Here is a 26841-nt window from a genome sequence, read left to right as displayed (position 1 = left end):
GGTTGGCTGCTTTCGTAAATTCCCCACCGAACGTGTTCTAAACGTGACAGGATCACACTTTAGAGACCTTCAGATCGGCGTGTCCACCCAGGTGAGGCAGTGCCACTGGCCGTCCGTCCGGGCCACCAGCTCGACCAGGCCGGTGTTCGGGATCAGCGCCGCGTTGGCGACGTCCGCGTGGACGTTCGGCGCCAGCCACTCCCCGGTCAGCCGGATCGCGCCACCGTGGCTGACCAGGGCGATCACTCCGTCCGGGTCGGCCTGCTCGTGCTTGGCGCGCAGCCTGCCGACCGCGTCCAGCATCCGGGTGCGCACGTTCGTGCCGCTCTCGCCGCCGGGCATGGCCGGGGCCAGCTCGCCGAGCGTCCAGCGGCGGACCGTGTCCATGTACGTCCGGATCGACGCGTGGTCGGTCGCCCCCTCCAGGTCACCCGCGCCGACCTCGTGCACCCCGTCGACGACCTGCACGTCCAGGGAGAACCGCGCGGCCAGCGGCGCCGCCGTCTGCTGGGCGCGCGTGGCCTGGGACGCGTACACGGCGACCAGCGGCTCCTCCGCCAGCCGCGCCGCGAGCGCGTCCGCCTGCCGGCGGCCGAGGTCGGTCAGCGGCGGGCCGGGCAGGGCGGTGTCGAGCGCGCCGCGGACGTTCCCCTCGGTCTGCCCGTGGCGGATGAGCAGCAGCCTCACGCCATGTCCCCCTTGCGGACCGCGTCGGCCCACACGGCCGCTTCGACGAAGTCGTCGTTGCCGAAGCCGGCCTCGATCGTGTTGCGGGTGCCGTCGGCACGCGGGTGCGAGCCCAGGAACCGCAGGGTGCGGCAGTGCCGGCGCAACGCCGTCAGCGCGTCGAGGACCCGCGGCTCGGCCACGTGCCCCTCGAAGTCGATGAAGAAGCGGTACTCGCCGAAGTTGCTGCGCGTCGGCCGGGCGTCGAGCCGGGTCAGGTTGATACCGCGGCCGGCCAGCTCGGTGAGCAGCTCGGCGAGGGTGCCGGTGCGGTTCGCGGCCGCGGCGACCACGGACGTCCGGTCGGCCCCCGTCGGCTCCGGCAGCTCGCCCGGACGGCGGACCAGCAGGAACCGCGTCGCCGCGTCGGTGACGTCGGCGACCTCGGTGGCCAGTACCTCGAGGTGGTAGTGCTCGTTCGCGACCGGCGCGCAGACCGCCGCGTCGAAGTCGCCCTCCAGCACGCCGACCGCGGCGGCGGACGTCGACGACGACGCCACCGTGTGCACCCCCGGCAGGTTCGCCTCGAGCCACTCCCGGACCTGGGCCAGCGCGTGCGGGTGGCTGGCGACGGTCCGGATCTGGGCGGTCCCGGGCCGGGTCAGCACGCTGAAGTGGATGGGCAGGATGGTCTCCGCGACGGCGACCAGCGGGCTCGCCTCGCTGAGCGCGTCGAGCGTGGCGGGCACCACGCCCTCGACCGAGTTCTCGATGGGGACGCACGCCGCGTCCGCCTCGCCCTCGCGGACGGCCGTCATCGCCAGCCGGACGGTCTCGACCGGAACCAGCTCTTCGCCGGCGGCGAGCAGCCGCGCGGCCTGTTCGGTGAAGGTCCCCCGGGGGCCGAAGTATGCGATCCGTGACACAGGAACCAGGCTACGGGGCCCGGCCGTGGCGACATTCACTCGGACAGCCGGTACGGGAACCGGTTACGCCGGGTGGCATTTTTTGCGATGCTGAGGGCGTGACCGCCGAATCGGGCACGCACACCGGACGTGAGGGCGCCAAGCCGCCGGTCGCCCCTCGCGCGCCGGAGCTGGTGCTGTGCGCCGTCGATGAACCACTCGCCCACGCCTGGACCGCCGCCGCGGAGAAGCTGGCCGGCCGGGTCCGGGTGCACCGCGGCTCGGTGCTCGACGTCGTCGCCCAGGCAGTGGTCAGCCCGGCCAACTCCTTCGGCTGGATGCGCGGCGGGATCGACGCCGTGTACGCGCGGGCGTTCCCGGGCGTGGAGCAGAGCGTCCGCAGCGCTGTCCTGGCCTTCCACGGCGGGGAGCTGCCGATCGGCGACGCCGTGGTGGTGCCGACCGGCGAGGTCCAGCCGGCCTGGCTGATCAGCGCGCCGACCATGCGCGAACCCGGCGAACGGCTGCCCGCCGACACCGTCCACCCGTACCTCGCCGCCCGCGCGGTGTTCCTGACCTGGCGCGACGGCCGGCTCGACCACGGCCCGGTGCGGGAGTTCGTCGACACGATCGCGATGCCGGGGCTCGGCACCGGCGTCGGCGGCGTCGCCCCCGCGACCTGTGCCCGGCAGGTGGCCGCCGCGTGGGACGAAGTCTTCGGCAATCGTGACGTTCGGTGATCAAGCCCTGGTCGAGGGTGGACTACATCACAGCGCTTTAACCGGCCCCAAGCCCTACCGTTGAGCAGGCAGGTGAACGTCCGCCAGTGCAGGCGACGGCCGGAGGAGTGTGCGATGACCCGGGTCCGCGAACTCAGCCCGTATGTCGAGCTGCACCGGGAACAATGGAAAGAACTGCGGAGTTCGACGCCGCTGCCGCTGACGGCGGCCGAGCTGCTGCGGCTGCGCGGCCTGGGCGAGCAGGTCGACCTGGCCGAGGTGGCCGACGTCTACCTGCCGCTGTCCCGCCTGATCAACCTGCAGGTGGCCGCGCGCCAGCGGCTCTACGAAGCGACGACGACGTTCCTCGGTGACGACTCCCGCGGCACGAAGGTCCCGTTCGTGATCGGCATCGCCGGGAGCGTGGCGGTCGGCAAGTCGACCACCGCCCGCATCCTGCGCACGCTGCTCGCCCGCTGGCCGGACCACCCCCGCGTCGACCTGGTCACCACCGACGGCTTCCTGTACCCGCGCGCCGAGCTGATGCGGCGCGGGATCATGCACCGCAAGGGCTTCCCGGAGAGCTACGACCGTCGCGCGCTGCTGCGGTTCGTCACGGAGGTCAAGTCGGGCGCCGAGCGCGTCGCCGCGCCGGTGTACTCGCACCTGGCCTACGACATCCTGCCCGGCCAGGAGCAGGTGGTGCAGCAGCCGGACATCCTCATCGTCGAGGGCTTGAACGTGCTGCAGCCGGGGCCGCGGCTGATGGTGTCCGACCTGTTCGACTTCTCGATCTACGTCGACGCGCACACCGACGACATCCAGCGCTGGTACATCGAGCGGTTCCTGGAGCTGCGGCACACGGCGTTCGCGGACCCGGCGTCGCACTTCCACCACTTCGCCGGCCTGCCCGACGACGAGGCCCGCGCCGAGGCGCGCCACCTGTGGCACTCGATCAACGAGCCGAACCTGATGGAGAACATCAAGCCGACCCGGCCGCGCGCGACGCTGGTGCTCCGCAAGGACTGCGACCACACCATCAACCGGGTGCGGCTGCGCAAGCTCTGACCCGTCACGCACGCCGTCACCCACATGCGTCGCATTCGCACGCTGAGCGAATGCGCGGCCACTTCACGTTGCCGTCCCGCGACTCTCCGCGCCGGAATCCGGCCGATCGGCCGAGGCGGGCCGTTCAGCCGTAACCGGTTGGCCGATACCGGGCGTGGGCTGTGAAAGCGACCCTGAAGGAGTCAGGAAAACGGCTCTGAGCTGGGGAGGAGGCCCACGATGTTCACGATGATCCTCACGTGGGTCGGTGCGGTGCTCGGTCTGGCCTTGCTGATCGCGATGGCCGCCGGAACGTTCGTCGTCGACTTCGACGACCGGCTCCAGGAGCGACGCAGCAAGGCGAAGCCCGCCGAACCGGCAGGCCCCCTCCCGTAGCGCTCAGAGCTCGGCGAGCGCCTCGACGTAGGCGTCGGCGTCGTACTCGAGGTTTTCGCCTTCCAGCAGGCTGTTTTCCAGCGCGTCGATCAGCTGCTCGAAGATCTCGTCGCGGTCGAGCTCGCCCTCCTGCAGCTTCTCGGCGGCCTGCCAGACCTCGGCGGGCTCGTTGTCCCACAGCTGGTCGACGATGGTCGCGCGCAGGATCAGCCGCTGCTCGTCCTCGTCCTCGTCGGCCTCGGCGATGACGAGCGCCCGGCGCTGGTCGGCGTCGGTCGGGTCGAGGTCGACCTCTTCCTCGTCGATCTCCGTGGTCAGCGTCGGCACGGCGAACATCCGGCGCTCCAGCGCGTCGGCCAGCTCGGTCGGCGACAGTTCGCTCGTGTCGGCGAAGTAGCGCTCCAGCGGGGAGTCGTCCTCGTCGGCGTACTCGCTCAGGTAGTCCTGGACGGCCTCGTCGAGCGCGGCGATCGCGGTCTCGGTCAGGTGCGCCCGCTCCCCCGTCCACTGCACCCAGGCCAGCACGACCGGCTCGACGGCGTCCTCGTGGTCGGCGTCCAGCTCGTACTCCTCGCCCAGCAGGCCCTCGAGGAACCGCGCGATCTTCTCCGGCCCGACACGCAGCGGGTTGCCCGGGTCGGTGCGCAGGCCGTGCTCCAGCAGCAGGCCGCCGATCGCGCGGGCGGCGTCGGCGTCCTCCCCGCTCGCCGCGACGAACTGCTCGACGACGGCGGCGCGTTCGGCGTCGGACCACTCGGCCACCTCGGGCACGAGCGCGGGCTCCGGCAGCGCGCGGCACCAGGTGAGCGCGACCGCATGGAAGCGGGCGTAGTCCTCGCTGACGTCGGCCTCGTCGAGGTGGTCGGTGGCGGTGAGGCCGTCCGCGATCAGGCGGTGGGCTTCGGCGGGGTCGACGGCCTCGAAGAGGACCAGCTCCGGGTCGGCGTCGGACTGCTCCCGCATCTCCGCGAGGACGTCGGCGGGCTGGTCGATCACGACGAGGTCGCGCACCCGGCCGCCCTCGGTGAAGTCGAGCAGCGCCAGCAGGCCGTACGCCTGGTCGCCGTGGGAGAAGACGCAGAGCAGGGACGACTCGTCGCCGTAGACGTCACCGGTGCGCCGGCACTCGCCGGCGGTGACCTGGCCCAGCCCGGCGGCGAAGGCGGGCTCGGGGATGCCGCGGCCGAGGACGACCTGCAGCCCGGCGTCGGCGGCCTTGCGCTCGACGTCGGTCTCGGCGACGACCTTCAGCGCGGCCAGCAGCGCGGCGGCACCCGGCGTGATCTTGCGCTGGGCGAAGCCGATGAGCTCCAGGCCGAGCGGCTCCTCGCCCGCCTCGACGGGCAGGTCGCGGAACTGGCCGAGCACCTCGGAGGCGAGCAGTTCGACGTCGACCGGCGCGGGGTCGGCGCCCAGCGCCGAGAAGTCGTTCAGGACGTCCTTGAACAGGCCGGTCACGCTGTGCGTGACGGGCTGCGGCTGCCTCTTGCGGGCGCGACTGACCGGGCTCATGGCCTCATGGTTTCACTTCACCGCGAGCGGGTCGCGGTGGCCCTGGCGCGGGTCCCGCCGGTGCTCGACGGGGAGGCGCCGAGCCTGGGCGACGGAACTGGGCCACCGCGACGCCTGGCGCGCTCACGATGTCCCGGTGCACGTGAATCACCGGTTCTCCCGGGTCAACGAGAGGTGCGCGGCGAGGTTACGGGCTTCGGCATGGCGATTCTGGCGGCCCGGATTTCCGTGATCAGCCGGGTTTTCCGCCGGTGGTTTTCCACCAGCACGGCCAGGTAAGCGGTGAATTCGTCGGGCGTCTCGGCGCGCTTGTGCAAGGTGCGCAACAGCTTCAGCCGCCGGGCGGCTTCCTGGTAGGCCGCCGGGTCCTTGCGTTCGATGAGTTCGTCGACGTGCTCGCGGAAGACGGGGATCGTCTCGGCCGGGTGCTCTGCCGCCCGCTGTTCGGCCAGTTCCAGCTTGAGTTCCGCGGACGCGCCGAACCGGACACAGGCCCGCCAGGCTTCGTCGGGACGGCCGTCGTCGAGCAGGACGCGGACGAGCTCGTCGGCCCGCTCGATCCCTTCGGCGGCCCGTTCGCGCAGGCTCGCCAGGGCCTCCCGGCGCTGGACCGTCCACTTGCCGTCCTTCGTCGCGGCCTCGCGCAGCGCGGCGTACGTCTCCCGTCCCGGCTCGGCGTCGAACTCCTTGCGTCGCCGTGAAGTCTCGTCTTCGGGTGGTGGCTGCTTGTCGTGGGTCAGCGCGCGGGCGGCGTGCGCGATGGCCTCGCTGTGCCGCCCGGCGGCCCGCAGCACCCGGACGATCTTGAGGCTGACATCCACCCGCGGCGGCTTGGCCGACAGGATCGCCACCAGCTCGTCGACGTCGCCGAGCACCTCGGCCAGCTGCTCCCGCAGCCGTTCGGCCACGTCACGGCGGTGGCCGGGCCCGTTCGCCGCGAGGATGTCGTCCACAGTGGACTTGATCCGCCGGAGGCCGGGCTCGCCCAGCGCCGTCGCGAACTCGGCGAGGTCGATCACCGGGCGGCCGGGGCCGTCGAACTCGACCTCGAGGATCCAGTCGGCCAGCTTCTCCGGGTCCGGCGGCCGGGCGGCGCAGGCGCGCGCGTACAGCTCGACGGCCCGGTCGAGCCGGTCGGCCAGGTCGCCGGCGTGGTCGCCGGACTGCTCCAGCACCTCGCTGATGTCGTCGACCGTGCGCCGGGCCAGCGGGGCCAGGTCGGCGCGGCTGCCGGCGTCGAGCATCCGCTGCAGCGTGTCGAGGACCGCGCCGATCTTCGCGGTGTACTCGACGTTCCCGTCGGTGACCGCGGTGTCCAGCAGCCGGTGCGCCTCGCTGACGTCACCGGATTGGGTGGCGGCGCGCAACTCCAGCGTGTGCCGGAGCTCGGGATCGCGCTCGGCTTGGGCGTGCAGCAGGTCCGCCAGCGTCTCCGCGTCCAAAGTGCGCAGGTAGGGGCGAAGATCCGAGGGGGGACTCACGCGCACCAGTCTGCCCGACGGCCGCGGACACGAGTGTGGGCCAACCCAGTGCTCTTTTCGGAGTAATCAGTGACTTTGGGTGAGCGCCTCATCGACGCCGCAAGTCGTCGAGCACGGCTTTCAGTGGCCAGGGTTCCGGGAGCCGCGGCCGTGGTGACCGTACGTGGCGGGGCCGCGGGATCGCGGCCCGGACGGTCGGCACCATGATCGGGACGACCGGCACCGGCACCCGGGCCACCAGCCGCCGCACGACCACCATCAGCAGCCCGGCGAACAGCAGGAGCGCGGTGCCCGCCGCGAGGGCGCCGGCGAGGGTGCGGCGGCCGTCGTCGAGCGTCAGCTGCACGGCGTACTGGTTCTGCTGCGTGTACAACGCGCCCAGCTGCGCGGAAACGGTGTAGGCGGCGTTGCGCCAGGTGGGCAGCGGCAGCGGCAGCGGTTCGGCCGCGGTGAACGCGTTCTCGGCGGCGGCCAGCCTGCTCCATTCGGCGCTACGCGTAAGCGTTTCGTACGCCATCCGGCCACTCTCGGTGAGCTGCGGGACGACCCGGGCGAGATCGGCCCGGTAGGAGGCGACGGCGGAGGTGAACGACCCCCGCGTCACGTCGTCGAGCCCGGCCAGGGCGAGGGAATCGGAGCGATCCATGCCTTCGGCGACGGAAAGCAGCTCGGCGGCGGTCGTCTGCTGGTAGGCGGACTCGGCGTCCGGCGCGTAGCGGGCGTAGTCGCGCAGCCCGGCGATCGCGGACTCGATCCGCTGGGTGTACGTCGCGTACGCGGCGCTTCGCTGTTCGGGCGCGGCCATCGCCGCGTTGCGCTCGGCCTGCAGCGCCACCACGGAGCGGGCCGTCCGGTCGGCGGCCGCGGCCGTCTCCACGGCCATGTCCCGGGTCCGAACCGCTTGGTGGATCAGGAGAATCGCGATCACGACAGCCACGGCGACGAGCGCGCCGCCGGGGATGAACGCGATGCCCAGCATGCGGCCGCGGACGGATCGCAGGTACTTCAAGACGTTCCCTTCCCCGGCCTTGGTCCCCGCAAGCATCCCGACGAAGTTCAACCTATTGAGTGAGAGATTTACCGGTCAACGCCAATCCGCCATACGGCCGTTAGCGCAGGGTGACGACGGGCAGAATCACGCCCGTGACTTTCGACGACGTGACCCAGCGGCTGCGCGGCTTCGCGGCGGCCCGAGCCTGGGAGCCGTACCACACCCCGAAGAACCTCGTGATGGCCCTTTCCGGCGAGGTCGGCGAGCTGACCTCGCTGTTCCAGTGGCTGACCCCGGAGGAGTCCGACGCCTGGCGCGAGGATCCGGCGCTCGAGGCGAAGGTGCTGGACGAGATCGCGGACGTCACGCTGTACCTGCTGCAGCTGGCGGACCGCCTCGGCGTCGACCTGCCCGCGGCGGCCCACGCGAAGATCGACCGCAACGAGGTCCGCTTCCCGCCGCCTGCCTAGCCCCAGAACACCCCGCCGGGATTCCGGTCGATCTCGTCGAGCAGGGCGGGCGGCGTGCTGGCGACGGGCGCGTCCGGGTAGCTCAGCCACCGCCCGTTCCGGTCGGCCCACCACACGGTCCAGATCCCGAACTCGTCGAGCCGCAACTGCGCGATCTTCTGTTCGCTCCAGTCAGGCCCGACCTGCGGCGACCACGGCGCCCGGCGTTCGACGATGGTGACCGCGCGCCCCCGCGTCCGGCACTCGACCCGGATCCGGTCCTGGAGGTGCTCGGGCACGCGCTGCGCGCACCACCGTTCGATCTGCCGCAGCGCGAGCTCCGGAATTGCCATGGGCCCAGTGAACCGGACCGCCCCAGCCGGCGCGCAGGTGGGCGAGCGAGCCGGTCGTGGACCCGTTCGAACGGCCGGCTAGCGCGGCGCGGGCTCGGCGAGCCACCAACCACCGAGCAGCGCCCCGACCCCGAACACGGCGAAGAAGAGCCCGGCGGCCACCGGCGTCCCCCCGAACATCGCGAGGACGACGAAGACCATCAGCAGCAACCCGATCCCCATCAGGATCCGCCCGCCGACGAGCCTCGGCGCGGTGGCGGGCCGGACTGCCGGCCGCGCGGGCGGCGGCTCGAACCCGAGGGCCACCGGAGCGGCACCGGCGTCGAGCACGACGGCACCCAGCTCGGCGGCCCGCGTCAGCCGCGGCTCGGTCGCGGGCACGGACGAGTCGGCCACGAGATGGGTGACGCTGGCCGTGAGCTTCTTGGCCAGCTGGACACCCTCGGCGAGGACCCGGGCCCGCAACCGGTCCGCCGCCACCGTCGTGCCCAGCACCAGCACCCGGGTCGGCTTCCCGCCCGCGGCAGGCCGCAGGTCACCGGCGTCGGCGACGCCGAGCGCCGTCGCCACCTGCCGCAGCTCGCGCGCCTCCGCCGCGGTCACCACGCCGTCCCGTTCCGCGATCTCCCGCAGCGCGGTCACGAACCGCTGGTGCGTCGCCCGCACCCGGTCCGCCGGCCACCCGGCTTCGGCAGCCAGCGCGGCCAGCGCCGCCACCTCGCCGGGCGCGAGGTGCTGGTCGGCCACGACTTCCGCGAGCAGATCCAGGTAGGCGTCGCCGCCCGGGCCGGTCACCACGCGTTCGGCCGCCTCCGCCATCCAGCCCGGCTCGGCCGGCTCCGGCTCTTCGCGGGGGTGCAGCGGACCGGCGGCGAACCGCGGCACCGCCGGCAGGGCCGGAGGGGTCGCGAAGGTGACGCCGTGCCGCCCGAAGAGGGCGACGACCAGCTGCGCGACCGTGCGCGCGCCCGACAGGGCCGACCGCCCGGGCCGCGCCGGCACCCCGAGGGCGTGCGCCACGGTGGCGAGCCGGTAGTTGGGCAGCGGGACGGCGGTCCGCGCGGCTTCGAGGGTTCCGACGCCCGGCAGCACCGGCATCCCGGTGCCCAGCCGCGCGGACTCGTGGTTCAGGAACGCGGCGACGAACGGCAGGTCGTGGGCCACGACGACACTGCCGCGGCAGAAGTTCAGCAGCGAACCCAGCACGGCGCCGAAGGACGGCGCGCCGTCGAGTTCGCCGCGCGTGATGCCGTGCACGAGCGCCGGGCCGGGCGGCACCCCGGGCCCGGGATCCACCAGCGTCGACAGCTCGGCGGCGACCGACCCGCCGGCGTGCACCCGCACCGCGGCGAGCTCCACGACGTGCCCCGGCCGCAGGCCGGTGGTCCGGATTTCCAGTGCGGTGAACTCGAGGCCGTGGGCGGAGTGGCCGCCGGCGCCGAGCAGCGGGAGGGATTCGATCACGTCCGCAGGTCGTTTCCCGCCCGGCCGTTGTGACACCTTTTCGGCGCGCGGCCGTGGTTCGTGACGTGATCGTGACGGCAACATTCCGGCGGATAACGACTGGTGGTCGATCACGAGCCGGGGCGTAACAAGGAAGGGAGATTTCCCGAGTACACCGTCGGCACGTCGCTCGAGGAACGAGGAAATCCCGCATGCAGCCGAAGAAGCGCTTTCCGAACTGGCTGAAGATCGTCCTGGCCGCGTTCGCCGTCCTGTTCGTGCTCGGCGCCGTCTTCGGCGAAGCACCCGTGCCGACGCCTGCGACGACCGCCGCTCCGGCGTCCTCGACACCCCCGCCCACCAGCACGACTTCGTCGCCGACGCCGACTCCGGCGGCCGTCACGTACACCGTCGGGAGCGTGACCGACGGCGCGACCGTCGTGGTCAACGGCAGCGACGGCACCAGCAGAACGGTGCACGTTCTCGGCGTCCTCGCCCCGCTCGCCGGCACCGGTTGCTACGCCGCGGAATCGCTCGGCTGGGCCACCGCGACGCTTTCCGGCAAAACCGTCACCCTTGGCGCGGAAACGGCGCAGGGAGTCGCCTTGACGCTGGCCGGCGGGCAGGACTACGCGACTTTGGCGATTCAGCAGGGTTATCTCAAGTACGCGGCCACCGCCGGTTCGTCCGCGCTCGCCGCCACCGAATCCGCGGCGAAGGCCGCCGTCAGCGGGCTGTGGGGCGCGCCGTGCCACGGGACCATCGACGCACCCGCGCCCGCACCTGCACCGGTCGTGACGCCCACCCCGGCGCCGAAGCCGGCCCCGGCCACCAAGGCGGCTCCCCCGCCGCCGCCCGTGGAGACGACCGAAGAAGCCCCGGCCGCCTACTACGCGAACTGCTCGGCCGCGAAGGCCGCCGGTGCGGCGCCGCTGTACCGCGGCGAACCGGGCTACCGGTCCGCGCTCGACCGCGACGGCGACGGCGTCGCCTGCGAACGGTGATCTAGCCTGGGCCGATGACCACCGCCGACGAACTGCTCGGCCGCCTTTCGGGCCTGGACGCGGACGCCCTCGCGAAGGTGCTGGCCCACCGGCCGGACGTGCTCGAAGAGCCGTGGCCGCGACGGCTGGACGTCGTCGCCGCGCGGCTGGCGGCGCCGCCGTCCATCGACGCCGCGCTGCTCGCCCTGCCGATGCCGCTGGTGCAGGTCATGCGGACCGTCCAGTTGTGTTACGCGCTGGGGCGGCGGCCGGCGCCCGTCGAGGAGGTCGCCCGGCTGCTCGGCGCCGCCGACGTGGATTCCTATGTGGACGAACTCGCCGAACGCGCCCTGCTCTGGCGGGACACCGACGGCATCACGCTGCCGGAACCCCTGCACCGCAACAGTTTCGGTCCCGAAGGGCTCGGCCAGCCCGTGGCGAACCTGCTCGGGGAGCTCGGCACGAGCCGGCTGGCGAAGCTGTCGCGGGCGCTCGGCCTGCCCGACACCGAGCGGAAGCCGCAACTCCTGCTCGGGCTCGTCCGGTTCTTCCGGGACGGCGACGCCGTGCGCGAGCTGTTCGCCGACGCGCCGGAGGAAACGCGGAAACTGCTGCTGGACATGGCCGACGGCGTGCCCGAGGTCGAAGGGCTGGCCCCGGCGGGCTGGGCGTTCGACCACGGCTTCCTGTTCGCGACCTACTTCGGCACCGTCGCCATGCCGATCGAGGTTTCGCTCGCCCTGCGCGGGCCGGACCACCAGCTGCCGTTCACGCCCGAGGAACCGCCGCTGCCTGTCACCCACACCGGGGCCGAAGCCGCCGAAGCCGCGTCGTCGGCCGCGGCGCTGCGGTTGCTCGACCGGGTGTCGGCGATCCTCGACCTGGCCGCCGCCGAACCGTTGCCGCTGCTCAAGGACGGCACGATCGGGGCGCGGCTGGTCAAGAAGATCGCCAAGGACACCGGGGGCACCCCCGCGGAGATCGAGCTGGCCATCGACCTCGCCGCGCAGGCCGGGCTGCTGGTGGCCGACGAGCCACCGCCGCCGGGCCGCGGCCGGAAGGCCGCCGCGCCCACGCTCGCGCCCGATCCGGACCTCGCGCGGCCCGCGCCGGCGTTGCTGTACCGCCTCCTGCTCACGACCTGGTGGGACCCGGCGCCGCCGGAGTTCGAGACCGACGTCGAGGCGCTCGTGCGGCGGCTGGTCGTGCGGCTGCTGGCGCGGCTCGATCCCGGTGACGCCGTCACGGACGTCGGCGCGCTGACCCGGCTCGCCGCGTGGCACGCGCCGCTGCTGCCCACCGACGACCTCGCCGGGCACGTCGAGGGCGCCCTCGCCGAGGCCGAACTGCTCGGCGTCGTCGCGCACGGCGCCGTGACCGCGGCCGGACGCGCCCTGCTCGCGCCGCACACGCTTGTCAAAGTCACCGACGAGCTGGTCTCCCGGGCACGGACGACGGCGTTGTTCGGCACCGACCTCACCGCGATCGTGCCCGGCTCGCCCGACGCCCGCCTCGCCGCGCTGCTGGACCGCGTCGCCGACCGCGAAAACCAGGGCACCGCGACCAGCTGGCGGTTCTCCCCGGCATCGGTGCGGCGGGCGTTCGACCAGGGCGCGACGACCGCCGAGCTGCTCGACGACCTGCGTGCCGTCGCCGCCGGCGACCTGCCGCAGCCGCTGGTGTACCTGCTGAACGACGTCGCGCGGAGGCACGGCGAGGCGCAGGTGATCGAAGTCGCCAGCGTCGTCGTCGGCGAGCCCGCCGTGCTGGCCGAGCTCGCCGCGCACCGGAAACTCGCCAAACTCGGCCTGCGCGCGGTGGCGCCGACCGTCCTGACGTCCACTGTGGACGCAGCGCGCACACTGGAGGCGTTGCGCGAAGCGGGTTACGCACCGACCCGGCACGCCGCGGACGGCAGCATCGTGCTGCCCGCCCGTGACCAGCCGTCGCCGACGGTCGCCGTCCGCGACCCCGAACCCGGCGAGCTGCCGCCCGATCCCGCGGCGCACGCCGAGCGGCTGCTGACCACTCCGGCGACCGGTCCGGCCCTGCTGCGCGGCCAGCTCGCGCGGGCGATGAGCGACCGCTACGCGGGCCGGCTCACGCCGAAGCAGCAACAGCTCTGCTGGCAGCTCGAAGCCGGGCTGCCGGTCGACATCGCATACGGCGACGAGCACCTCGTCATCGCGTATCCCGAGCTCGACGGCGACATCCTGGACGTCTGGTCCCTCGGCGAGCGCACCTACCGGCGGCTCGAACTGACGCGCATCGACCTGGCTCAGGCTTCGACGCCGGTGAGCCGCGCGTAGGCGACGACGTTGTCGAGGTAGTTGCCGCTCGCCCGGTCGAACGCGCCGCCGCAGGTGATGAGCCGCAGTTCGGGGTCCGGTGTGTCGCCGTAGACCTCGTCGGTCGGGAACGCGGCCTTCGGGTAGCGCTCGACGCGGTAGACGGTGAACACGGCGGTCCGGCCGTCCGCGCGCCCGACCTTGGCCTGCTCGCCGGGACGAAGTTCCTTCAGGCGTGAGAAGGCGCCCGGCACGTGCTTGTAGTCGACGTGCGCGGCCAGCACGGCCGGGCCGGTCTCCCCGGGCGACGGCGCGCCGGTGAACCAGCCGACCGTCGTCGCGTCGCCCGGGACTTCCAGTGCGCCGTCCGGTGCCAGCCCGAGGTCCGTGATCCCGTCGGCCCGCACGCCGATCGCCGGGATGGTCAGGGACGCCGGTTTCGCCGCGGGGAGGCCGTCGGCGGTCGTTGCCGCGGTGTGCGTGCGGCTCGAGCTGCCCACCGGGTCCGTGGCGGCCGGGCTCGGCGGGGCGATCTCCTGCGGCGCCTTCGGTGACAGGACGAGGACGAGAGCCACGGCCAGTACCACGCCGAGCGCGGCGGCGACCGCCGTGACCGCGGGCCACAGGCGCGGGTGCCTCAACTCGGGCGCCGGCGCAGGTAGAGCACCATGCCGCCGGACACCGTCGCGGCGAGCAGGGTGCCGCTCAGCACCAGGAAACCGGGGACTTCGCCGTCCGGCTCACCACCGCCGGTCGCGACGCCGCCGACCGGCTTGACCTTCACCTGGTTGCCGGTGGCGGGCTTCTTGGTGCTCGTCTTCGGCGCGGGCTGTTTCACCGTCGACGTCGTAGTGCTTGGCTGTTTCGGCCGGTGCGGGAGCGATTCGCAGGCGATTCCGTTGTTGTCGCCGTCCAGGTTGTAAGGATCGCCCGGCGTGGCGTCGAGGACGTCCTGGGCTTCCTCCTGGTACTGGAAGTTCTTGCAGTCCACGTCACCGGTCAGGGGCGTCGCGAGCTGCGCGGAGGCGAAGGGAACGGGGCCGAGGAGAGCGAGCCCGGTGACGGCGGCGGCCGTCGTCAGGGCACGGCGAAACAGGGACAACGGAATTCCTTCCGAACGGATTCTGGGGCGATTGCGTGGTTACTATCGCGACCTCGGCGACGCCGTTACGGACCATTCCGGAATTCCGGAAATGCCAGCCTCCCACGAACAGCGGCCCGACTGGTGATTCTCTGCCGTTTCCGCTTCGACCTGCGGATTCACCGTGCAGGAATGCTTGGCGGACGGAATGTTACGGGGTCCGCGGTCACACCTTTGAGGTAATTCACGTGTGACGGTGCCGACCGGCCGCCACCGCGGCGCCCGCGCACCCCGTAACCTCGGGGTATGCCGATCCAGGTACTGCTCGTCGACGACCACGAACTGGTCCGCCGCGGGCTCCGCGACCTCCTCGGCGACGAGCCCGACATCGAGGTCGTCGCCGAGGCGAGCAGCGTCGAAGAGGCACTGGCGGTGGCGATGCACGTCGAGCCGGAGGTCGCGGTGGTCGACGTCCGCCTCGGCGACGGCGACGGCATCACGCTGTGCCGCGAGCTGCGGTCGAAGCCGAACCCGCCGGCCTGCCTGATGCTCACGGCGTTCGACGACGAAGAAGCGATGGTCGGCGCGATCATGGCCGGGGCCGCGGGCTATCTGCTGAAGCAGGTGCGGGGGCAGGACGTCGTCAACGCGGTCCGCGAGGTGGCGGCCGGGCGGTCGCTGCTGGACCCGGTGAGCACGGCGCGGGTGCTGGACAAGATGCGGCACCCGCCGACGGACGAGCTGGCGACGCTCACCGAGCGCGAGCGCGACGTGCTGGAGCTGATCGGCCAGGGCCTGTCGAACCGCGAAATCGCCGAGCGGTTGTTCCTCGCGGAGAAGACGGTCAAGAACTACGTCACGTCGGTGCTGGCGAAGCTCGGCATGCAACGCCGCACGCAGGCGGCCGCGTGGATCGCCCGTCGCGAGAAGTAACCGCTCTCGTCCGCAATCCGCCGTTCGCTGGGAGCTTTTCCGCGTCCCGTCACGGTCCGCCATGTCGATCACGGTATTTACCGCAAGAGATTCACTCGAACGTGAGTCGAATATATGTTCGACGGGTCGGTAAGATCATTGGCGAGGGCGTGGAAGGGAGGCAGGATGACCCGAGAAGGATGAGAAGGGCTCAGTCGAGCGGAAGATCGAAGGCCACGAGCGTGCCGAGGCTGGGCGAGGAGTTCAGGAAGAACTTCCCGCCGGCGGCGTCCGCGCGTTCGGCGAGATGGCGCAGACCGCGGGTGGCGACGCCTTGGGGCACGCCGGAACCGTTGTCGCGAACGCGGAGTTTCACCCCGCCGGAGTCCCTGGTCAGTGTCACGCGGGTTTCGCTCGCGCCGGAGTGTCTGACCACATTGGACAGCGCTTCGCGCAGCGCGGCCCGGATGTGGTCGGCGCGTTCCGCCGGGATGTCGGCGAATTCCCCGGACAGCTCCAGGGTGGGCGGATAGCCGAGCAGCTCACCGGCGATGCGCACCTCACCGCGAGCCGACTCGGCGAGATCGGTGGGCGTACCGGTGTCGTGGCGAGGTTCCGGTGACCGCAGCGCGCGCACGGTGCCACGGATTTCCTCGATGGTCTGGTCGAGCTGGTCGATGGCGTCGGAAAGCCGGGCGCCGTCGGCCTGGGCGAAGCGCTTGCGCATGTTGCGCCGGACGCGGTCGAGCTGCATCCCTGCGCCGTAGAGCCGCTGGACGATGACGTCGTGGAGTTCGCGCGCGATGCGTTCGCGCTCTTCGTAGAGGGCGACCCGGTGACGGGCGTTGGCGCCTTCGGCGAGCGCGAGGACAACGCCGGCTTGAGCGGCGAAGGCAACGAGCATCTCGACGGTCCCGGCGGAGAAGGGCTCACGCCCCCGCTTCCGGTAGACGGTGAGCGACCCAAGAACCCGCCCTCCCGAACCGAAAGGCGCGGCGGCGAAGGCACCATAGCCGTGAAGTTCGGCGGGCACGTAGGGCGCAGTCCGCGGGTCGACGGTGAAGTCCGCACTGGAGACGGGCTCGCCACCCCGGGCCACCTGCCCGGCCGCGGAGTCGGCGGGAAGGGTGAGGCCGCGTAAGGACTCGGCCGAACTGCTGTCGGCTGCCGCCCCGCCAGGCTCGACGTGCTTGTCGCGCTCGGCGTGCTCGTCGGCGGCCGGCTCGCCGGTGGCGTAGTGGGCTGCCTCGACCACCACCTGGCCGTCCTCGGTGCTCACCATCGCGAGGCCCAGGTCGGCGTCGGCCAGTTCGGCGGCTCGGGCCACGACCGTGTCCAGCACCGCGCCCGGGTCGTCGCCGGACAGGGCGGTGCTCGTGATCTCGGTGGCCGCGGACAGTGCCCGCGCGGCAAGTGTCGGGTCCATGAGTTCCGTCATTATCGCGCGGCGCGGTGGCGGCACGGCAAGGACGCCGGGGAAATCGATCACGTCACCCGTACCCGGCTCACGACCCGGCCGTCGCGGATCTCGAGAACCACGTCGGCTCCCGCTGCTTCCTCGGCGGCGTGCGTCACGTGCACCACCGTCCGGCCCGCCAGCGCCTCCCGCAGGTGCGCGCGCACGGCCTGGGCCGTCGCCTCGTCCAGGTGTGCCGTCGGCTCGTCGAGCAGCACCAGCCCGGCCGACGGTGCGCCCAGCAGCGCCCGCGCCAGCGCCACCCGCTGGGCCTGGCCGCCGGAGAGCCCGGTGCCGCCGCTGCCGAGCAGGGTCTCCGGTGGGACGTCGGTCAGTGCTGCGCCGTGCAGAGCCGCGCGCAGCTCGTCCTCCGTCGCGGTCGGGCGGGCCAGGCGCAGGTTCTCGGCGATCGTCGTCGCCGCGAGCATCGGCTCCTGCGGGGCCCACGCCACCGCTTCCGGCACGGCCACCACGCCGCGCCGCGGCTCGAGGAACCCGAGCAGCGCCGCGACGAGCGTCGACTTGCCGGCGCCGCTCGGGCCGACCACCGCCGCGTTCGTGCCCGGTGCCAGCTCGAGGTCGACGTCGTGGAGCACGACCGGTCCGCCCGGCCAGCCCAGGTCCGCGCCCCGCAGCTCGACGCCGTTGTCACCCCGAGCCGGCACAACGGGCTCCGGCACGTCGGCGAGACGGCGGCGAGCGCGCTGCAGCGTGTCCCAGTGCTGCGCCACCGGTGGCAGCAGCGAGAGAACTTCCGCCAGCGCGAGCGGTACCAAGGCCAGCAGCGGCGCCAGCACCGGGTCGAGCCGACCGGCCGCGACGGCCTGGGCTGCCAACGCCGTGCTGACCACCGCGGCCGCTCCGCAGACCAGCGTCACCAGCGCTTCGGCCGCGCCCACGCCGAACGCCTGCCTGCGGGCTTGCGTCACCAGGCGCGTGTCCGCGTCCGAGAGGGCGCGGCGGTGGTGTTCCGCCGTCCCGAACGCGAGCAGCTCGGCCGCCGCCTCGAAGACGACCAGCACCCGCGCGGCCACCGTGCGGCGGCCGTCCGCCAGGGCCGACGTCGCCCGGCGCTCGGCGCGCAGCGCCACCCACGGCGCGCACAGCCCGAGCGCGACCGCCGCCGCGAGCGTCGCGCCGGCCGCGGGCAGCACAAACGTCTGCACGACGACGGCCCCGGCCGCGACCAGCGCCACCACCAGCGGCGGCGAAACCACCCGCGGCAGCAGGTCGCGCACGGTGTCGACGTCGCCGACGAGCCGGCGCTGCCCCTCGCCCGCGCGCAGGCTCCGCGCGGGCCCGAGCCGGACCAGCGAGTTCCACAACCGCACCCGGACACGGCCGGCGATGCGGAACGCGGCGTCGTGCGTGACCAGCCGTTCGACGTACCGCAGCCCCGCGCGGCCGAGCCCGAACGCGCGAACGCCGACCACCGCGACCGTCAACGTCAGGATCGGCGGCTGCTGTGACGCCTTGGCGATGAGCCAGCCGGACGTCGCCGTCAGCGCCACGCCGGCCAGCAGCGCCAGCGCGCCCAGCGCGGCGCCGCCGAAGAGCCGTCCGTCGAGGAGCGCGCGCCACCGCAGCGGCGCGGCCGAGGTGTCCACAGTGGACGTCTCGGTGGCCTCGACCGCCTCGGGCGGCAGGTCGACCGCCGCGGTGCGTTCGTGGGCCGCGATGACGGCCGCCGCGCCGTTGTCGACGGCGCGCCGCACCGCGTCGAGTACCAGGCGCGCGCTCGCTTCGTCGAGGTGGGCGGTCGGTTCGTCGAGCAGGAGCAGCCAGGCACCGGTGCGCACCCGGTGCAGCGCCCTGGCGACGGCGACGCGCTGTCGCTGGCCCTGCGACAGCTGCGCAACCGGCCGGTCCTCGAGGCCGGCCAAGCCGAGTTCCGCCAGCGCCGCGTCCGAGCCGGCCTCCTCGCGGACCGTGCCTCCGGCGAACACCGGCGACTGCGGCACCCACGCGACCTGCTCGCGCCAGCGCGCGAGGTCGGCGTCGGCGAGGTTCGTCGAGCCGACCGTGATGGTGCCGTCGTGGGCCGGGACGAAGCCGAGGAGCGCCGAGAGCGTCGTCGATTTGCCGCCGCCGCTCGGGGCGCGGAGCCAGACCGTCTCGCCGGGGCGGACCGCGAACGACTCGCCGTCCGGCGCGAAGCCGCCGCGGCGCGCGACGCGCAGGGACGTCACCCGCAGCTCGCCCGGCGCCGGGATCGCGGTCCCCGGCGCCGGCACGGGGAGAGCCAGCAGGTCGGCGACGCGCCGGACGGCTTCGACGCCGTCCTCGCTGGCGTGGAACGCGGCGCCGACCGCGCGCAGCGGCTGGTAGCACTCGGGCGCGAGGATCAGCACGCCGAGCCCGACGGCCAGCGGCAGGTTGCCGCCGGCGAGCCGGACGCCGATGACGACGGCGACGAGCGCCACCGACAGCGTCGCGACCAGTTCGAGCACGAACGCCGAGGAAAAGGCGACCTTCAACGTCTTGAGCGTCGCGCGGCGATGACGTTCGGACAGCCGCCGGACGGTCTCGCCCTGCGCCGCGGCCCGGCGGAACGCGGTCAGCACCGGCAGGACGCGCACCAGTTCGAGGAGCCGTTCCGACATCCGGTGCGTCGCGTCGGTCGCGCCGGCGACGCGGTCGGCCGTGTACTTCCCGACGAGGATGGCGAACATCGGCAGCAGCGGCACGGTCAGCGCGACGATCACGCCGGACGGCCAGTCGGCGAACAGGATGGCCGCGCCGGCGCCGAGGGGCACGACGGCCGCCGTCACCAGCGCGGGCAGGTATTCGCGGAAGTAGGCGTCGAGCGCGTCGAGGCCGCGAGTGGTGAGGGCGGTGAGCTCGCCGTGTCCACGCCGGGCGATCCACTCGGGGCCCAGGCGCAGCGCGTGGTCGACGGCTTGGGCGCGCAGCTCGCGTTGCGCGGTCGCGGCGGCGCGGGCCGAGACCGTGCGCACCGCCCAGCCGGTCAACGCGCGCGTCGCGACGAGCGCGAGCAGCGCGGCCAGCTGGGCGGTGCGTCCCCCGGAACCTGCTCCGACGATCGCCGCGAGGACGTCGGCGAGCAGGAATGCCTGTGCCACCAGCGCGGCGGCGTGGACGAACGACAGGAGGCCCACCAGGGCCAGCGCTCGGCGCACGGCCGGCACGAGGGCCGGCAGCGCGCCGAGCGGGCCCTTTCCCGGCCGCGCTGAGTCCACTGTGGACTCCGAGGCGAGAAGGGGTGCGCGCCCGGGAAGCTTGCTCATGGTGCGTGGACCGCCGGGATGTGCTGGGTGCCGATGCGCTTGCGGAACACCCAGTACGTCCAGCCCTGGTAGATCAGCACGGCCGGGGCACCGAAGACGGCGACCCAGGTCATGACGGTCAGCGTGTACGGGCTGGACGCGGCGCCTTCGATGGTCAGCGTGTTGGCCGCGTCGAGGGTCGACGGCAGGACGTTCGGGAAGAGCGAGCCGAACATGACGACCGCGGCCCCGGCGATGACGACGCCGAGCGCGGCGAAGGCCTGCCCGTCACGGCCGGCGCGCAGCCGCAGCCAGGCGATGACGGCGGCGAGAGCACTGATCCCAAACGAGAGCAGCGTCCACAACGTGCCGGCGCGCCACTGGACGACCGAGAGGAAGGCAACCATCGGCACCATGGCGACCGGCAGCGCCTTCACGGCGAAGTTCTTGGCTCGTTCCCGCAGGTCACCGCTGGTCTTGAGGGCGAGGAAGGCAGCACCGTGGGCGATCGAGAAGGCGGCGATGGCGACCGCGCCGAGCAGCGTGTCCCAGCGGACGGCGGCGAACGCGGACCCGACGCGGTTGCCCTCGGCGTCGAGGGGCAGGCCCAGGACGGTGGTGGCGAGGATGAGGCCGACGCCCAGCGGCGGAACCCACGAGCCGAGCACGATGACGCGGTCCCAGTTGCGCCGCCAGCGTTCGGAGTCGACCTTCCCGCGGTATTCGAAGGCGACACCACGGCCGATGAGGGCGAGCAGCACGACCAGGAGCGGCAGGTAGGCGGCCGAGAAAAGCCCGGCGTACCAGGCGGGAAAGGCGGCGAACATGGCCCCGCCGGCGACGATGAGCCAGACTTCGTTGCCGTCCCAGACAGGCCCGATGGTGTTGACCATGACGCGCCGCTCGGTGTTGTTCTTGGCGAGCACGGGCAGCAGCATGCCGACGCCGAAGTCGAAGCCCTCGAGGAAGAGGTAGCCGAGCCAGAAGAAGGCAATGGCGACGAACCAGACGATGGCGAGGGTCATCGGGCACCTCCGGCCGGCTGGTCGCGGTGAGTTATCCACAACGGGTCGAGTTGTCCACAGATTTGCTGTGGGTAACCCTGGAGAGTGACCACGCCGATACACTGGGTTCGGGGACGCCCCCCGGGAAGGGCGGGGGTTCCGGCAAAGTCGATCGCTGAGTGACCCTTCACCGGGTGGCCGAAGGCCGGTGGAGCTGTCGCCGATGCAGTGAACGACTCGTTCACTGCGCCAGACGTCATGAAAGACACTTTCATGACGTTCGAACCCGCTGCCACGCCCGGCTGAGCCCAGCAGCGCGGCTGCTCGGACAACTTTGCCGGAACCCTGCCGGGAAGGGCGGGGGCTGCCGTGGGTGCGGGAGGGGCCGCCACATAGTCGCTGAGCTGGGGTTTTGGCATCTTCGTCCGCCTCAGTACGCGAAGGCGAGGGTGTCCTCGCCCGGTTTGTCCGAGTCCTTCGGCTTCGCCGGCGGCATCACCGCGTCGACGCCGCCGCGGATGTACTTGCGCATCAGGTACACCTCCACCACCCCGAGGGCCGCGTACACCGTGGTCAGCGCGATCAACGACGTCCACACCTCACCGGTGGTCAGCCTCGACACCGCCTGGGCGGTGAACATCCACACGCCGTCCACGCCGGTGGGGTTGGGGACCACCACGAACGGCTGGCGGCCCATCTCGGTGAAGATCCAGCCCGCGCTGTTGCCGAGGAACGGCGTTGCGATGCCGCCCAGGACCAGCCAGGGGAACCAGCGGCCGGTGGGGGTTCGGCCGCGGCGGGTCAGCCAGAGGGCCAGTACTCCGATGCCCGCCGAGATCGCGCCGAAGCCGATCATCATGCGGAAGCCCCAGTACGTCACCGGGAGGTTCGGCACGTAGTCGATCGGTTTGCCCGCCAGTGAACCCAGGGCCGGGTCGTCCGGGTAGTTCGTGCCGTACTTGGCCTGGTACTCGGCAACCAGGTTCTCCACGCCCTTGACCTCGGTCGTGAAGTCGTTGTGCGCCAGGAAACTAAGCAGCGCGGGCACGTTGAACGTCTTCACGTCCTCGCAGTTCGCGCCCGAGACGTCGCCGATCGCGATGATCGAGAAGCTGGCCGGTTTTTCCGTGTGGCACAGCGCTTCCGCCGATGCCATCTTCATCGGCTGCTGCTCGAACATCAGCTTGCCCTGGGCGTCGCCCGTGATCGCGAGGACCGCGAACGCGGCCACGCCGACCCAGCCGCCGAGGCGCAGCGACGAGCGCCACACGTCAAGATGGTCGCCGCGCCGCCACAGGTGCCAGCCCGCGACGCCCACCAGGAACGCCGCCGCCACCGAGAACGCGCCGGCCAAGGTGTGCGGGATCGCGGCGAGCGCCGTGTTGTTCGTCAGCACCGCCCAGATCGAGTTCATGGTCGGCTTGCCGTTCTCGAACGTCACGCCCACCGGGTGCTGCATCCACGAGTTCGCGGCCAGGATGAAGTACGCCGACGCCATCGTGGCCAGCGAAAACGCCCAGGCGCACGCCAGGTGCACCTTCTTCGGCAGCCGGTCCCAGCCGAAGATCCACAGGCCGAGGAACGTCGATTCGACGAAGAACGCGACGAGCCCCTCCATCGCCAGCGGCGCGCCGAAGACGTCGCCGACGAAGCGGGAGTACGCGCTCCAGTTCATCCCGAACTGGAACTCCTGCACGATGCCGGTCACCACGCCCATCGCGAAGTTGACCAGCAGCAGCTTGCCCCAGAACTTCGTCATCTTCAGGTGCCGCAGCTCGCCGGTGCGGACCCACATGGTCTGCATCGCCGCGACCAGGATCGACAGCCCGATGGTCAGCGGGACCATCAGGAAGTGGTAGACGGTGGTGATGCCGAACTGCCACCGCGCTAGCTCAAGGACCTCCACGTGGTCCAGCGTGCTCCGGGCCTGGTGACGCAGCCAGATCAACTGGTCCCGTTCACCACGGGACCAACGTCCTACAGCCGATCGAGTGCCTTCCGCGCCTCGTCCGCCACGACCCGCCGCGGGCCCTGGTCGCCCAGCTCGAGGACGTGCCGCAGGGCCAGCTCATACGCCGTGTCGAACGCCTTGTCCGCCGCGACCGGGACGTCCGGCGGCACGCCGGCGCCCTCCCAGTTCTCCCCCGTCTTCGGGTCGTACGCCCGGGCGATCGACACCGTCACGTCCAGGTAGGTGTCCACTTTGTACTGTTCACGCGGGTGGGCGCCGCCGCGCGTCGCCTCGCCCACCGTCTTCGCGCGCCCCTGCCGTTGCAGGGAGAAGGCGAGGTCCTCGCCGCCGGAGAACGTCGCCGGGCCGGTGAGCACCCAGATCGGCTTCGTGCCGCCGAACTTCGGGCCCGGGACGTACGGCAGCGTCCACATCTGGGTGACGCGGTCGCCGTCGCGCTCGTAGATGTCGAGGTAGTGCGTCGGCTCGTCGACGAGGTAGCTCTGCAGGAACGCGCTGGCCTCCGGGGCGCCGCCGCGGTTGTGCCGGACGTCGATCAGCAGCGCGTCGGCCGGCGCGACCAGCGTCATCGCCGCCGAGAACGCCGGCGCCGCGAGGTCGAGGGGGTAGAGCAGGGTCGTGTCGACGTAGCCGACGTTGCCCGGGAGCCGCCGCGCCGACGCGACCCCGAAGTTCTCCAGCGCGGCGGCCTGCCGGAAGTCGTCCGAGACGTGGTCGGCGTCACCGTCCTCGGCCACCGGGTCGACGTGGTGGCGCAGGCGCAGGTGCCGGTCGTCGTTCACGGACTGGAGGTCCGCTGTGACGACCGTCGCGAATTCCGGGTCGTCGAGGTCTGCGTACGCGCCTTCGTCGAGGCGCGCGCGAAGCACCTTCGCGAGCTTCGCGGCGACGTCCGGGAAGACGTAGTGGGCTTCCACCCGGCGGATGACCTCTTCGACCTGCGCGGCACGCGCCAGTGACCCCATGCCGGTGAACCTACCGCAGGCCACAACCCAAAATTCGGCATGCCGAAGAAAATTGTGCGACACCCCGGTATGTCAAATTCATGGCCGCCGATCGAGCAAATTCGCGGAAGCCATCTGCTTGCAGCTTTCCCGAGCGCCCCTTTATCGTTGCAGTGAAAGGGGCGAAAGAATACTCATGACTGCCGCTATGGTGGCGCTGATCAGCGCGTTCGGCCTGGTCCTCGCCGTGGAGCTGCCGGACAAGACGCTGGTCGCCACCCTGGTGCTGACCACCCGTTTCCGCGGCTGGCCGGTTTTCGCCGGGGTGTGCGCCGCGTTCGCCGTGCAATGCGTCATAGCCGTCGCGTTCGGCAGCGTGTTGACGCTGTTGCCGGACGTGGTCCTTTCGCTGGTCGTCGCCGCGATGTTCGGCCTCGGCGCCTTCATGCTCCTTCGCGAGGGATTCAGCGAAGCCGACGAAGCCGGTGAAGACGCTTCGCGCTCCGGCCCCTCGGCGCTGTCCTTCACGCGCTCCGCGATGACGTCGTTCGGCGTGCTCTTCGCCGCCGAGTGGGGCGACGCGTCCCAGCTCGCCACGGCGAGTCTCACGGCCAGGATCGGCAACCCCTTCGCCGTCGGCGTCGGTGCCTTCAGCGCCCTCGTCGTCGTCGCCGGGCTCGCCGTGTTCATCGGCGCGAAGCTCCGCAGCCGGATCCGGCCGAAGCTGATTCAGCGCTGCGCCGGGTTCGCGTTCGCCGGATTCGCGGCGTTCGCGCTGCTCCAGCTCGCTTTCTGACCCTTCCCTCACAGGTTCGCCGGGTAACCTTTCGGAAACGAAAGGGAGAGCACCAGGTGAACTCGCCGAAGACGCACGCGGTCTCGCCGCTGCACGGCCGGATCGCGCTCGGCGGCATCGGCCTCGCCGTGACGATCTCGATCGACCTGCACCTGCGCCTGTCCGGCCAGGTCAGCCCGATCTGGCAGACGCTGTCGGAGTACGTCTACGGCAAGCTCGGCACGGCTTCGGCCGCTCCCCTGTTCAGCGTCATGTGCCTGGCGCTGTCCCTCGGCTCGGTGGCGCTGCTCGCCGGCATCGCGAAGGCCCACCGCCCGGGCACCACGGCCGTCTGCGTGCTGCTCGGCGTCTGGTCGGCCGGGCTGTTCGTGTGCGGGCTCGTCCCGGTCGACCCGGACGGCCAGGCGCGGTCGCTCGCCGGGCAGGTCCACAACATCGCCGCGCTGACGGCGTTCGTCGCGCTGCCCGCGGCCGCGTTCGTGCTGACGAAGAAGGGCCGCGAGCGCTGCCCGTGGGAGCCGCGGCGGACGACGATCCGGCGGCTGGCCACGGCGAGCTTCGCCGCCGTCGGCGTGGTGCTCGGCGGGTTCGTCTTCACGCTGACGCTCGGCCTGTTCGAGCGCCTGCTGTTCACCGTCGACGTCGCCCTGCTGCTGACGATGGTCCGGCCGCTGCTCAGCCGTCCGTCCTGAGGATGTCCGCCAGCCGGGTGGCGGCCACGACGACCTGCGGGCCCACCTCGGCGGCCTTCAGCGGCTCCATCGAGATGACGCCGACGCTCGCCCGCAGCCCCGGCACGCCACGAACCGGCGCCGCGACGCCGGACGCGCCCGCCTCGAGCTCGCCCGTCGACGTCACCCAGCCGTCGCCGCCGGGGCGCAGCGACATCGCCTTGCCGGCCGCGCCGGCGGTCAGCGCGTGCCTGCTGCCCACGCGGTAGGCGACGTGGAAGTTGGTCCAGGACGGCTCGACGACGGCCACCGCAAGCGCTTGCGTCCCCTGCGCGACCGACAGGTGCGCGGTCGCGCCGACCTTCTCGGCCAGCTCGCGCAGCACCGGGCCGGCGGCGTCCCGCAGCTGCGGCAGCACCTGCCCGGCCAGCCGGAGCAGGCCGACGCCGAGCCGGACCTTGGTGCCGTCGCGCCAGACCAGCCCGCGCTCGGACAGCGGCACGAGGAGCCGGTAAACGGCCGCGCGGCTGGCCCCGATGGCCACCGCCAGCTCGGAGATGGTCGCCGCGTCGCCCCCGGCGTCGGCCACTGCCTGCAGCAGCGCCAAGCCCCGGTCGAGCGTCAGCGACCCCTCCCGGCTGGTCACAGCAAGCCGAGTTCGCCCAGGTCGGCGACCGGCTCCTCGAACGACGCCGCCGCGTAGGAGGCGAAGAGCGCCCGCACGGCCTTCGCGGCCGGCTCGGACAGCGCACGGGCCTCGTCGGCCAGCGCCTGGGCGTCGGTCGACTCCAGGGCCGCCCGGACGTCGCCGCCGGCGAGGCTGCGGGCGGAGGCCACGAGCAGGTTCAGGAAGCCGTGGTGCACGAACCCGGTGCCGGGGTCGGTGTGCCGGACCGCGCGGTGCAGGCTGTTCGTCGCCTTGAACGACGCTCCCGTCGACCCGCTGACGACGGCGAGGAAGTCGGCCACCTCGTCGACGCTGGGGAAGTTCTCGCCCGCCTGCCCGCCGCAGCGGATCTTCGGCCAGCTGCCGTGCTCGATCACCTTGCGGACGCCGTCGAGCCAGCCGACGCCGCGCCGCGGCTCGACCACCCGGATGACGTCCTCGGGCACGAACTCCGAGACGCGCTCCAGCCAGACCTCGTCGACGTCCGACGGCGCGGGCATCTCGACCATCCGGAGCGCGAGCAGCTCACTGCGCGACTCGACGATCGAGATGGCCTTCGGGACGCCGCCCAGACCGGTGTCGATGATCAGCGAAAGCGGCAGCGGCTGCTTCGGTTTGATCTTGATCAGCTCGGTGATGAGCTCGGGCAGCCGCGACGCCTGGCAGAGGAAAACCCCCAGCACACCGGCGTGTTCGGAGCCTCGGCTGGCGAAGTGCGCACGCAGCGCTTCGGGCATGGCCGCGTCGCCCGGAGGGAAGAGCGCCGAGTCGTCGACGAGCCTCGCGAACAGGGGAGGAATTCCACGGGGGCCGGGGGGCGTGAGTTCCACAGCGCTTGACACGACTGACACGCTAGTAGCGTACGACATCAGGACAAA

The 26841-nt window shown here is 72.2% G+C and carries 25 protein-coding genes; 9 read left to right on the top strand and 16 right to left on the bottom strand.

Annotated elements, in window-relative coordinates; all coding sequences use genetic code 11:
* Nucleotides 1-69: 69 nt before the first annotated feature.
* Together BLW76_RS08110 and pheA are read right to left on the bottom strand one after the other, a co-directional pair.
* Entirely contained in the window at nucleotides 70-687 is a 618-nt protein-coding gene (locus tag BLW76_RS08110; RefSeq protein WP_091305210.1) for a histidine phosphatase family protein, read from the bottom strand.
* Nucleotides 684-1592 carry a prephenate dehydratase gene (gene pheA, locus BLW76_RS08105; RefSeq protein ID WP_091305209.1) on the bottom strand — a complete coding sequence of 303 codons (909 nt, stop codon included), beginning with the start codon at nucleotides 1590-1592 and terminating at the stop codon, nucleotides 684-686. Before pheA ends, BLW76_RS08110 begins: the two co-directional genes overlap by 4 nt.
* 98 nt (nucleotides 1593-1690) lie before the next feature.
* Between pheA and BLW76_RS08100 the strand changes: the two genes are divergently transcribed.
* The 3 genes from BLW76_RS08100 to BLW76_RS48320 all read left to right on the top strand — a co-directional run bounded on the left by BLW76_RS08100 (nucleotide 1691) and on the right by BLW76_RS48320 (nucleotide 3733).
* Complete coding sequence (locus tag BLW76_RS08100) at nucleotides 1691-2311, top strand: macro domain-containing protein (protein WP_091305208.1); 621 nt, start codon at nucleotides 1691-1693, stop codon at nucleotides 2309-2311.
* Between the two features lie 114 nt (nucleotides 2312-2425).
* Nucleotides 2426-3358 carry a type I pantothenate kinase gene (gene coaA, locus BLW76_RS08095; RefSeq protein WP_004558577.1) on the top strand — a complete coding sequence of 311 codons (933 nt, stop codon included), beginning with the start codon at nucleotides 2426-2428 and terminating at the stop codon, nucleotides 3356-3358.
* 219 nt (nucleotides 3359-3577) lie between these two features.
* Entirely contained in the window at nucleotides 3578-3733 is a 156-nt protein-coding gene (locus BLW76_RS48320) for a hypothetical protein (RefSeq protein WP_167384507.1), read from the top strand.
* 3 nt (nucleotides 3734-3736) lie between these two features.
* On the opposite strand, the gene BLW76_RS08090 is transcribed toward BLW76_RS48320, so the two are convergent.
* The 3 genes from BLW76_RS08090 to BLW76_RS08080 all read right to left on the bottom strand — a co-directional run bounded on the left by BLW76_RS08090 (nucleotide 3737) and on the right by BLW76_RS08080 (nucleotide 7735).
* Nucleotides 3737-5245, bottom strand: coding sequence for a hypothetical protein (locus BLW76_RS08090; protein ID WP_091305207.1), 1509 nt, complete (start codon nucleotides 5243-5245; stop codon nucleotides 3737-3739).
* Nucleotides 5246-5409: 164 nt separating this feature from the next.
* Nucleotides 5410-6726 carry a hypothetical protein gene (locus BLW76_RS08085; protein WP_341866470.1) on the bottom strand — a complete coding sequence of 439 codons (1317 nt, stop codon included), beginning with the start codon at nucleotides 6724-6726 and terminating at the stop codon, nucleotides 5410-5412.
* An 88-nt stretch (nucleotides 6727-6814) separates the two neighbouring features.
* Nucleotides 6815-7735: a nitrate- and nitrite sensing domain-containing protein gene (locus tag BLW76_RS08080; RefSeq protein WP_091305855.1), complete on the bottom strand. Its 921-nt coding sequence runs from the start codon at nucleotides 7733-7735 to the stop codon at nucleotides 6815-6817.
* A gap of 134 nt (nucleotides 7736-7869) precedes the next feature.
* Here BLW76_RS08080 and BLW76_RS08075 point away from each other — a divergent pair, with 134 nt between their 5' ends.
* Nucleotides 7870-8187 (top strand): nucleotide pyrophosphohydrolase, encoded by a 318-nt coding sequence (locus BLW76_RS08075; RefSeq protein WP_091305205.1) that lies wholly within the window; start codon nucleotides 7870-7872, stop codon nucleotides 8185-8187.
* Here BLW76_RS08075 and BLW76_RS08070 read toward each other — a convergent pair.
* Together BLW76_RS08070 and BLW76_RS08065 are read right to left on the bottom strand one after the other, a co-directional pair.
* Nucleotides 8184-8519: a DUF3024 domain-containing protein gene (locus tag BLW76_RS08070; RefSeq protein ID WP_091305204.1), complete on the bottom strand. Its 336-nt coding sequence runs from the start codon at nucleotides 8517-8519 to the stop codon at nucleotides 8184-8186. The genes BLW76_RS08075 and BLW76_RS08070 overlap by 4 nt on opposite strands.
* Before the next feature lie 78 nt (nucleotides 8520-8597).
* Complete coding sequence (locus BLW76_RS08065) at nucleotides 8598-9983, bottom strand: 3'-5' exonuclease (protein WP_091305203.1); 1386 nt, start codon at nucleotides 9981-9983, stop codon at nucleotides 8598-8600.
* A gap of 191 nt (nucleotides 9984-10174) precedes the next feature.
* Here BLW76_RS08065 and BLW76_RS08060 point away from each other — a divergent pair, with 191 nt between their 5' ends.
* Nucleotides 10175-10966, top strand: a complete 792-nt coding sequence (locus tag BLW76_RS08060; RefSeq protein WP_091305202.1) for an excalibur calcium-binding domain-containing protein — start codon at nucleotides 10175-10177, stop codon at nucleotides 10964-10966.
* A 14-nt stretch (nucleotides 10967-10980) separates the two neighbouring features.
* Nucleotides 10981-13254, top strand: a complete 2274-nt coding sequence (locus BLW76_RS08055; RefSeq protein WP_091305201.1) for a helicase-associated domain-containing protein — start codon at nucleotides 10981-10983, stop codon at nucleotides 13252-13254.
* On the opposite strand, the gene BLW76_RS08050 is transcribed toward BLW76_RS08055, so the two are convergent.
* Together BLW76_RS08050 and BLW76_RS08045 are read right to left on the bottom strand one after the other, a co-directional pair.
* Entirely contained in the window at nucleotides 13224-13874 is a 651-nt protein-coding gene (locus BLW76_RS08050; RefSeq protein ID WP_091305200.1) for a class F sortase, read from the bottom strand. The genes BLW76_RS08055 and BLW76_RS08050 overlap by 31 nt on opposite strands.
* The gene (locus BLW76_RS08045) at nucleotides 13871-14335 is read right to left on the bottom strand and encodes an excalibur calcium-binding domain-containing protein (protein ID WP_091305199.1); all 465 of its coding nucleotides are present in this window, start codon (nucleotides 14333-14335) and stop codon (nucleotides 13871-13873) included. The genes BLW76_RS08050 and BLW76_RS08045 overlap by 4 nt, the downstream gene beginning before the upstream one ends.
* 285 nt (nucleotides 14336-14620) lie before the next feature.
* On the opposite strand from BLW76_RS08045, the gene BLW76_RS08040 reads away from it, so the two are divergent.
* Entirely contained in the window at nucleotides 14621-15247 is a 627-nt protein-coding gene (locus BLW76_RS08040) for a response regulator (RefSeq protein WP_043788689.1), read from the top strand.
* Between the two features lie 190 nt (nucleotides 15248-15437).
* On the opposite strand, the gene BLW76_RS08035 is transcribed toward BLW76_RS08040, so the two are convergent.
* The 5 genes from BLW76_RS08035 to BLW76_RS08015 form a co-directional block, all read right to left on the bottom strand.
* The gene (locus tag BLW76_RS08035; protein WP_091305198.1) at nucleotides 15438-16652 is read right to left on the bottom strand and encodes a GAF domain-containing sensor histidine kinase; all 1215 of its coding nucleotides are present in this window, start codon (nucleotides 16650-16652) and stop codon (nucleotides 15438-15440) included.
* Between the two features lie 59 nt (nucleotides 16653-16711).
* Nucleotides 16712-19930, bottom strand: coding sequence for a thiol reductant ABC exporter subunit CydD (cydD, locus tag BLW76_RS08030; protein WP_208613238.1), 3219 nt, complete (start codon nucleotides 19928-19930; stop codon nucleotides 16712-16714).
* Complete coding sequence (gene cydB / locus BLW76_RS08025; RefSeq protein WP_091305196.1) at nucleotides 19927-20934, bottom strand: cytochrome d ubiquinol oxidase subunit II; 1008 nt, start codon at nucleotides 20932-20934, stop codon at nucleotides 19927-19929. The genes cydD and cydB overlap by 4 nt, the downstream gene beginning before the upstream one ends.
* 409 nt (nucleotides 20935-21343) lie before the next feature.
* Nucleotides 21344-22819, bottom strand: a complete 1476-nt coding sequence (locus tag BLW76_RS08020) for a cytochrome ubiquinol oxidase subunit I (RefSeq protein WP_091305854.1) — start codon at nucleotides 22817-22819, stop codon at nucleotides 21344-21346.
* Nucleotides 22820-22890: 71 nt separating this feature from the next.
* Nucleotides 22891-23850: a S41 family peptidase gene (locus BLW76_RS08015; protein WP_091305195.1), complete on the bottom strand. Its 960-nt coding sequence runs from the start codon at nucleotides 23848-23850 to the stop codon at nucleotides 22891-22893.
* Nucleotides 23851-24037: 187 nt separating this feature from the next.
* On the opposite strand from BLW76_RS08015, the gene BLW76_RS08010 reads away from it, so the two are divergent.
* Nucleotides 24038-24625 carry a TMEM165/GDT1 family protein gene (locus tag BLW76_RS08010; RefSeq protein ID WP_091305194.1) on the top strand — a complete coding sequence of 196 codons (588 nt, stop codon included), beginning with the start codon at nucleotides 24038-24040 and terminating at the stop codon, nucleotides 24623-24625.
* 56 nt (nucleotides 24626-24681) lie between these two features.
* Complete coding sequence (locus BLW76_RS08005; RefSeq protein ID WP_091305193.1) at nucleotides 24682-25317, top strand: DUF998 domain-containing protein; 636 nt, start codon at nucleotides 24682-24684, stop codon at nucleotides 25315-25317.
* On the opposite strand, the gene BLW76_RS08000 is transcribed toward BLW76_RS08005, so the two are convergent.
* A complete protein-coding gene (locus tag BLW76_RS08000; RefSeq protein WP_091305192.1) occupies nucleotides 25301-25942 on the bottom strand; it encodes an IclR family transcriptional regulator in 642 nt (213 codons plus the stop codon). The genes BLW76_RS08005 and BLW76_RS08000 overlap by 17 nt on opposite strands.
* On the bottom strand, nucleotides 25939-26793 hold the full coding sequence (locus tag BLW76_RS07995) for a hypothetical protein (protein WP_279627673.1): 855 nt from the start codon (nucleotides 26791-26793) through the stop codon (nucleotides 25939-25941). The genes BLW76_RS08000 and BLW76_RS07995 overlap by 4 nt, the downstream gene beginning before the upstream one ends.
* Between the last annotated feature and the right edge of the window lie 48 nt (nucleotides 26794-26841).

The sequence above is a fragment of the Amycolatopsis tolypomycina genome, from assembly GCF_900105945.1.
GTDB lineage: Bacteria > Actinomycetota > Actinomycetes > Mycobacteriales > Pseudonocardiaceae > Amycolatopsis > Amycolatopsis tolypomycina.
Note: the sequence above shows the minus strand (reverse complement) of the source record. Positions and strands in the feature narration are given on the sequence as shown.

Excerpts from the sequence above, each read along its gene's own strand:
- coaA (WP_004558577.1), top strand. The coding sequence starts at position 2,426 with ATGACCCGGGTCCGCGAACTCAGCCCGTATGTCGAGCTGCACCGGGAA.
- BLW76_RS48320 (WP_167384507.1), top strand. The coding sequence starts at position 3,578 with ATGTTCACGATGATCCTCACGTGGGTCGGTGCGGTGCTCGGTCTGGCC.
- BLW76_RS08090 (WP_091305207.1), bottom strand. The coding sequence starts at position 5,245 with ATGAGCCCGGTCAGTCGCGCCCGCAAGAGGCAGCCGCAGCCCGTCACG.
- BLW76_RS08070 (WP_091305204.1), bottom strand. The coding sequence starts at position 8,519 with ATGGCAATTCCGGAGCTCGCGCTGCGGCAGATCGAACGGTGGTGCGCG.
- BLW76_RS08060 (WP_091305202.1), top strand. The coding sequence starts at position 10,175 with ATGCAGCCGAAGAAGCGCTTTCCGAACTGGCTGAAGATCGTCCTGGCC.
- BLW76_RS08055 (WP_091305201.1), top strand. The coding sequence starts at position 10,981 with ATGACCACCGCCGACGAACTGCTCGGCCGCCTTTCGGGCCTGGACGCG.
- BLW76_RS08040 (WP_043788689.1), top strand. The coding sequence starts at position 14,621 with ATGCCGATCCAGGTACTGCTCGTCGACGACCACGAACTGGTCCGCCGC.
- BLW76_RS08035 (WP_091305198.1), bottom strand. The coding sequence starts at position 16,652 with ATGGACCCGACACTTGCCGCGCGGGCACTGTCCGCGGCCACCGAGATC.
- cydD (WP_208613238.1), bottom strand. The coding sequence starts at position 19,930 with ATGAGCAAGCTTCCCGGGCGCGCACCCCTTCTCGCCTCGGAGTCCACA.
- cydB (WP_091305196.1), bottom strand. The coding sequence starts at position 20,934 with ATGACCCTCGCCATCGTCTGGTTCGTCGCCATTGCCTTCTTCTGGCTC.
- BLW76_RS08015 (WP_091305195.1), bottom strand. The coding sequence starts at position 23,850 with ATGGGGTCACTGGCGCGTGCCGCGCAGGTCGAAGAGGTCATCCGCCGG.
- BLW76_RS08010 (WP_091305194.1), top strand. The coding sequence starts at position 24,038 with ATGGTGGCGCTGATCAGCGCGTTCGGCCTGGTCCTCGCCGTGGAGCTG.